Genomic DNA, 6,804 nt, shown 5'->3' with positions numbered 1-6,804 from the left:
TGGGTTGTGAGGTGTATATTGATAATAAGAAAATATCCCCCATACTTAAACTCAATATAAAGCAGCACATTGGCAAGCATAATGAGCTTGTGATGCACTTTAAGCACGAAGTAATTCAGGAAGTTGGATTGTTTGTGATAGAAGATGCCCAAACCCTTCTGGGCAGGCTTACAGAAGTCTCTATTTTTAATAGCAGCGATCCTAATGATCATCCTTTTCAAAACAAATTTATTATTACAGAGGTAAAACTGGTTAACGATGGACTTGCCGAAGGGGTTTTGGAATTAAAAGGTCTTTCGCCTACCATTTTGCTTGATGGTGCCAAACATTTCGAAAGTTTTGCCACTCAAAACCTCGCTACGTTGGTAAATACCGTGTGCAAACCTATGGAAAGTATGCGCACCTACCTTATTAACACCTTAAAAATTAACCCCGTTTTAGAGTATACTTCAAGGTATAACGAAACCGCATGGAATTACCTTAAAAGACTGGCTGATGCAACCGGAAGCTGGATTTATTGCAATGGTACAGGTTTGGTATTCGGTGCCGCTAAAAATGAAGCTTCAATACCCTTAATTTACGGCAGCGATTGTACCAAAGTAAGCATGTCTTTGCTCACCGTTCCGGTACAATCAGCTCTTTTCGATTATGATGCCAGTGGCAACCTTGCCATGAAACAGAGTGCCAAAGATTATAACGGAAACATCGGTTCTACCGCTCAGGATGCTTATAAAAGATCAGCAAGGTTGTATGGCAATGAAAGTGTGGTGCCTATGCAAACCTTTCAGGCCAATCAGGAAATATTAACCGAAAAAGGGAAAGCTATTGCCGCCTCAAAAGTGGCATCATCCTATTTAATGGAAGCCGAAACCAATAATTTCAGGTTAGGGATTGGCACTTTGGTAGATTTTGAGTTTAAGCGGCAAGGAGAAAGTTCAGTCCACCCGCAAATGCGGATTGTTTATTCGGAGCACGATCTCCAGGCCAACGGCATGTACAGCAATCATTTCAAAGCGGTACCAGCTGGTGCAGAAACCCCACCTAAACTAGATTTTGAGCAACCAGTTACCTTCCCGATGCTTGCTAAAGTAGTTGCCAATACCGATCCACTAAACCAGGGCCGTGTTCAGGTTCAGTTTATGGGTTGGGTTCACGATCAGAAATCGCGTTACGAAAAACAAATTACCGATTGGATCAGGGTTTTAAGTCCTGATGCTGGAAGCAGTAATCTGGTTGGGCAAAACAGGGGTTTTGTATTCGTTCCTGAAATAAATGACCAGGTAATGGTTGATTTTGAAAACGGGAACCCCGACAGGCCTTTTGTTACAGGTTCTGCTTTTCATGGAAAAATTGCGGCTGGTGGAGGAGGTAAAAACCACCTTAAAACGATAATAACAAGAAGTGGTGCCAAAATACAACTGGACGATACAGATAATAAAGGCAGTATTTACATAGAAGACCCTAGTGGAAATATCATCCACCTTGATGGTACAGGCAATATAAATTTAATTAGTGAGGCCAGCGCCAATATTACTGTAGGAGGAACTAAAGAAGCCCCCGGGGGAAAAGCCAGTATAAAAATAGATAGTAGTGGCAACATCTCCCTTTCTGCAGATACTAAAATAGAGTTTAAAGTGGGCACCAAAACAGCCATTATCATGACAGAAAGTGGTATAGCAATAAAAAGTAAGAACAACAGTATTACAGGAACCAACGAGCTTAACGGTGGCAATACCACTATCCACGAAGGTGATGTATTTATTAATTAATAAGATAAATTATGTTTCCAAAAAGCGATAAAAAAAGGCAAATAGAATTTAGCAAGCTATTTAGTGAACGTTATACCGTAGAGCAAACTTCTGAAATTGTAATGAACAGCATGCTGATTAAAACAGTAACAGAAATGCGCTGGGATGTTCGTTTGCTCGAAATTACAGAAAACACCTATCGTATAGAGTTGCTAAGTATTGATAATACCTTAAAGGAAACCAACAATCCAAACATTAGAGATTTAAGCGCTTTTAACAATGCTTTTAAACGCATGTATAGCGAACTGGATATGGTTATTAACCGAAAAGGTGAACTTATAAAAATAAATAACATAACCGAAATACAACGTAAGTGGGCGTTGGTTAAGGCAGAAATGGAAGAAATACAAACCAAACAACCAAATATGCAGGGAATCGTTGCCTTAAACGATGAAATTTTTAGTAGCTCACTTAACATTACAAAAGCAGTAAAAGCAAATGAGTTTTTCGAAGTTTTTTTTAATACTTACATGGGTATCAAACTACCAGAAAATAAAAGTCTAACCAAAAATAGTCTCTTCTATCAGCATTCTGTTAAATGGAATTTTGAAATTAGTTATAGCCACCCAAGCAACAGTTCTTTTATAAACATTACTGTAAAAGGCCAACCCCATGTACAATTTGATAAAGAATGGATAAAGAAAGCCTATGGCAATTACCCAGTTGATGGCTTGGCGAATAAAAAACCAAAGGTTACGGATGAGGCAAGTTATAAGTTAGATCAAACCAGTGGTCGCCTGTTAGAGGGGATTTTAACAAAAGAAGAAATTGTAGACGATGATTTTTTAAGAGCTAAAATGGTTTATCGTATCATTGCCGATCAGCCATTGCCCCAATCTATGGCAAAAAAGCCAGCAGCCCCTACAGAAGAGCCAAGGATAACACACAGTTGGATTTTATAAAAGACCACTAAAATGGGAAATAAGATAGCAACCGAAGAAGATTATTGGATGTGTACCGGAGGCATTATGCCCGCTCAAATGCAAACCACACAAAATACCATTAAACAAAAGGACGGTAAAAAATACCTGATGGTGAGCGATACCGCTTCCTCGCCCTATAGTGATTTTACCTGCAGGTGGATTATGCTCATTGCTGCTGCAATAGCGGCCATTGTTGTTGTAGCGATAGTAGCAACAGGAGGAGCAGCGTTAGCCGTTATTATAGCTGCAGGTGCTTTGGCTGGCGCAGCAGGGGCCGCTTTTGGCAGTGTAATGGGCAGCATGTTATGCGGACAAAAAGCAGCTATAGCCAGAATTTGGCTCGGCGATAAAAGCAACCTCAAAATTGCAGGCCAAAACGCACTAACAACAGGCAGTATAATGACCTGCCCCATATTTGGTTCGCAAATTACCCATGCCCCCAATGTTAAAACCTGGTGGGATGCCCTTCGTGTTGGCATGGGCAACTTTGCCGAAACCGTAATTATGGGTGCAATGGGGGGTGCTTTAGTTGGGGCTATTGGAGGGGCAATAGCGGGAGCCGCTACCCTTGCTCTACTTACATGGGGCAGTATTGGCAGTAATATATTGGGCTCTGTAACGGGTTGGGGTATGGCTACCAGAGCATTTTTTGGGGCCAATGCAGTATCCAACAAACAAGCCATGGGCAAGATAGATATTAACATCGAGGAGCAACGCGATGCCGCTTTTAACAACGCCGCTTTCCCAGAATGGGGCAGCCTAAAACGCATTTTTACAGGACATGCGCAACCAATGGATGCCATGTTAGTTTTATATTTTTTACATTTGAAAAACCCTGTAAGTGGCAGCGGTACCTTCGGTGAAGAAAGTCCAACTGCAGTAAATGAAGAACCTTTAAAACCAACCGAAAATAAAACTCCTGCTGAAGAACAACCCGCACCTAAAGAAGACGGGAAGGCTTATGAAGGGGTTGAGGGGAAAAATAATGTTATTTTAGAAGGAGGTACAGCAGGAGGCCCTGGTAAATATGTAAAAGGACCAAAAAGAACAGGGAAAGGCATTAAGTATCAACACGATAAAATGGGCACAGATTTAGAATACCAGGTTAATACTGAAAAAATGAAATCTGGCAAAAAATTATTTGATGGTTATGATCCTCAAACAGGTGAATTACTTGATAGTAAAGATTGGAATAATGGGTACCCACCACCAGGAAGTAGAACTACATCTGCAATTAAAGATGCTATTAAACAGGTTATAATAGCAAGAGAAAAAGGAACAATTGTCCGTTGGGAAGTGCCAACCGAGTCAGCAAAAGCTCATTTGGAAAATGTATTTGACATTGAAGCAATGGATCCGTATATAAATGATATTAATATTGTAGTTAATCCTAAATAAAAACATATGAATGATTATATTTCTTTCAACACCACTGATGAAGACTTAACTTTTATAGAATTTAAAAAAAGAAGTCTATTATTTATTAAAAATCTTTCGATCTCAATACCTTATTGCAATAAACTATTTTTTTTAAAGTCTAATATAGAAATTGACATAAATAATTCTACAATTAATGAGCAATTATATAACGAAATAAATGATGATGAGGTTGCTTATATTAATGCAAATAAAAGCAATAAAGATTTAATGGATGAATCTAAAAGCCCTTTTGGATTTAGCCTAGACTTTGCAACGAAAAAAGAAAGTGAAGGATTAGGTTTTTGGTTTTCGTTATATGGAGGTAATGAAGGAAACGGGGGAGGTAAGATTGAATTTATTGGAGATATTGAAAAGGCAAAATTATTGAAAACGTATGAAGAAATACTATTGATAGCAATTAAAATCTATAGACCAAATTACGGCTGTATATTAAATTCAACTATAAGAAAACAATTAAGAGTTAAAGGACAAAAAACTTGTGGATTATATAGTTATATCAACAGAAAACTAAATGTACCCTTGCCACATGGATTTAAAAAAAGTGAAGTACTTGGTGATGATACTTTAATTGAGAGCAATTTTATTGATATATCCATAGATGATTTAAAAAAAGTTCAAGAAATAATCAATAGACCATCAGATAGCAACAATTGGACAGTTTTCGATGGGTTGGAAGAATAAAGGTTGGCATGCAAAACATAGAAAAGGCTATTACATATACCCAAAAGAAAAAAACATTTCAACTTAAAGATAATAATTCTCATTTTGAGGAGCCAAAATCAGAGTTGCATGGATATTTGGATAACACCGAAGATGATAGTTCAGTAAGTTTAAATTTTGGTTATATCTCTACCTGGTATTTGTGGCAGTTTACAAATACCTTTATGCAAAAAAAAGAGGTTGATTTAACTTTCCTTGCTAACACCACTTATTTGGCTATAGAGAGTAATAACTGGAAGTATGCCTTAAGCACAATTTACCCGTCTTACGATTCTTCCGTACAATTGCAGGATAGCGCTTTGCATTTAGGGCAAATGCTGTATTTAGGCTGGTATAACTGGGCTATTGATTACGGTAAACTGTTGATTAAAATGTTATACGGTAAACAATACCGGGGCGGTATTTACCGGCCAACCTACCCCGTATTTATTATGGAATTGTTTTGCCGCTGGCAGAGTATTGAAATAGACAGAAATAAAATGACCATTTACCCTACCAATATGGCCTTGTATGGCACCGTGCTCAAAAACTGGAACACCACAGATATTCAATTATTAAATAGCCTGATAAATCAGCTTTGCGATTTCCATATCCAACAATCGGATGAATATGTAACTATGGATGAATATGGAAATGAATTTGGAGTTGAGTTTGCAGACTCTGATTACTTTGTATTTCCGGTAGAAATTTTAACCTGGTTAATTGTTCGCAGGCAACTTAATTTACCTGCTTACAGTGGCAAACATGAGCTAATGGAACTTAAAATTAATAAACTGCCCACAACCACTACCCCTTACCGTGAAGATAGCCTGGTTTTTAAATGTAAAAATAAATTAAAGGCAGATAACCCTACCGTAGCATTTGGCTTAAATGATGAACCAAATAAACCATCAGGTGGCAACAACTGGACAGTTTTTGATGGTTTGGATGAGTAAGAGATGGAAAACATAGAAAAGGCAATTGCTTACACTCAAAAGAAAAAAACATTTCAACTTAAGGGTAATAGTTCTCATTTTGACAGACCCAGATCAGAGTTGCATGGATATTTGAATGGTACAGAAACCCGCAGTTCAGTAAGTTTAAATTTTGGTTATATCTCCACATGGTATTTATGGCAGTTTACAGATGCCTTTGTTCAAAAAAAAGAGGTCAATTTAACTTCCCTGGCCAATACCACTTATTTGGCCATAGAAAGCAACAACTGGAAGTATGCCTTGAGTACGGTTTCTCCAACTTATGATTCTTCTGTTCAATTGCAGAACAGCACTTTACATTTGGGTCAAATGCTATATTTAGGCTGGTATAACCGGGCTATTGATTATGGCAAGCTGTTGATTAAAATGTTATACGGTAAACAATATCAAGGCGGCATTTACTGGCCAACTTATCCCGTGTTTATTATAGAATTATTTTGCCGCTGGCAGAGTATTGAAATAGACAGAAATAAAATGACCATTTACCCTACCGATATGGCACTGTATGGCACAGCGCTAAAAAACTGGAACACCACAGATACATTATTGTTAAATAACCTGGTAGATCAGCTTTGTGATTTCCACATTCAGCAATCGGATGAATATGTAACCACGGATGAATATGGAAATGAATTCGGAGTTGAGTTTTCAAGAGCAGATTATTTTGTATTTCCGGTAGAAATTTTAACGTGGTTAATTATTCGCAGACAGCTTAATTTGCCTGCTTACAGCGGCAAACATGATTTAATGGAGCTTAAAATTAATAAACTACCCACAACCATTACCCCTTACCGTGAAGATAGCCTGGTTTTAAAGTGTAAAAATAAATTAAAGGCAGATAACCCTACCGTAGTTTTTGGCTTAAATGATGAACCAGATAAGCCATCAGATAGCAACAATTGGACAGTTTTTGATGGGTTGGAAGAATAAGAAAATACA

At 37.8% G+C, this 6,804-nt stretch carries 6 protein-coding genes; all 6 read left to right on the top strand.

Features of this window, described 5'->3' with window-relative positions; genetic code table 11:
* On the top strand, window positions 1–1,769 hold a 1,769-nt coding region (locus EHC72_RS21640; protein WP_211660346.1), incomplete at its 5' end, for a phage baseplate assembly protein V.
* Between the two features lie 11 nt (window positions 1,770–1,780).
* A complete protein-coding gene (locus EHC72_RS21635) occupies window positions 1,781–2,710 on the top strand; it encodes a hypothetical protein (protein WP_131539807.1) in 930 nt (309 codons plus the stop codon).
* Window positions 2,711–2,722: 12 nt separating this feature from the next.
* Window positions 2,723–4,129, top strand: coding sequence for a hypothetical protein (locus tag EHC72_RS21630; protein WP_131539806.1), 1,407 nt, complete (start codon window positions 2,723–2,725; stop codon window positions 4,127–4,129).
* Between the two features lie 6 nt (window positions 4,130–4,135).
* Entirely contained in the window at window positions 4,136–4,852 is a 717-nt protein-coding gene (locus EHC72_RS21625) for a hypothetical protein (protein ID WP_131539805.1), read from the top strand.
* Between the two features lie 8 nt (window positions 4,853–4,860).
* Complete coding sequence (locus EHC72_RS21620; protein WP_131539804.1) at window positions 4,861–5,826, top strand: hypothetical protein; 966 nt, start codon at window positions 4,861–4,863, stop codon at window positions 5,824–5,826.
* A 3-nt stretch (window positions 5,827–5,829) separates the two neighbouring features.
* Window positions 5,830–6,795 carry a hypothetical protein gene (locus tag EHC72_RS21615; RefSeq protein WP_131539803.1) on the top strand — a complete coding sequence of 322 codons (966 nt, stop codon included), beginning with the start codon at window positions 5,830–5,832 and terminating at the stop codon, window positions 6,793–6,795.
* The last annotated feature ends 9 nt before the right edge of the window (window positions 6,796–6,804 follow it).

Source organism: Pedobacter nototheniae (assembly GCF_004335085.1).
In the GTDB taxonomy this organism is placed as follows: Bacteria; Bacteroidota; Bacteroidia; order Sphingobacteriales; family Sphingobacteriaceae; genus Pedobacter; species Pedobacter nototheniae.
The sequence above is the reverse complement of the archived record's forward strand: the minus strand, read 5'-3'. Positions and strand labels throughout refer to the sequence as shown.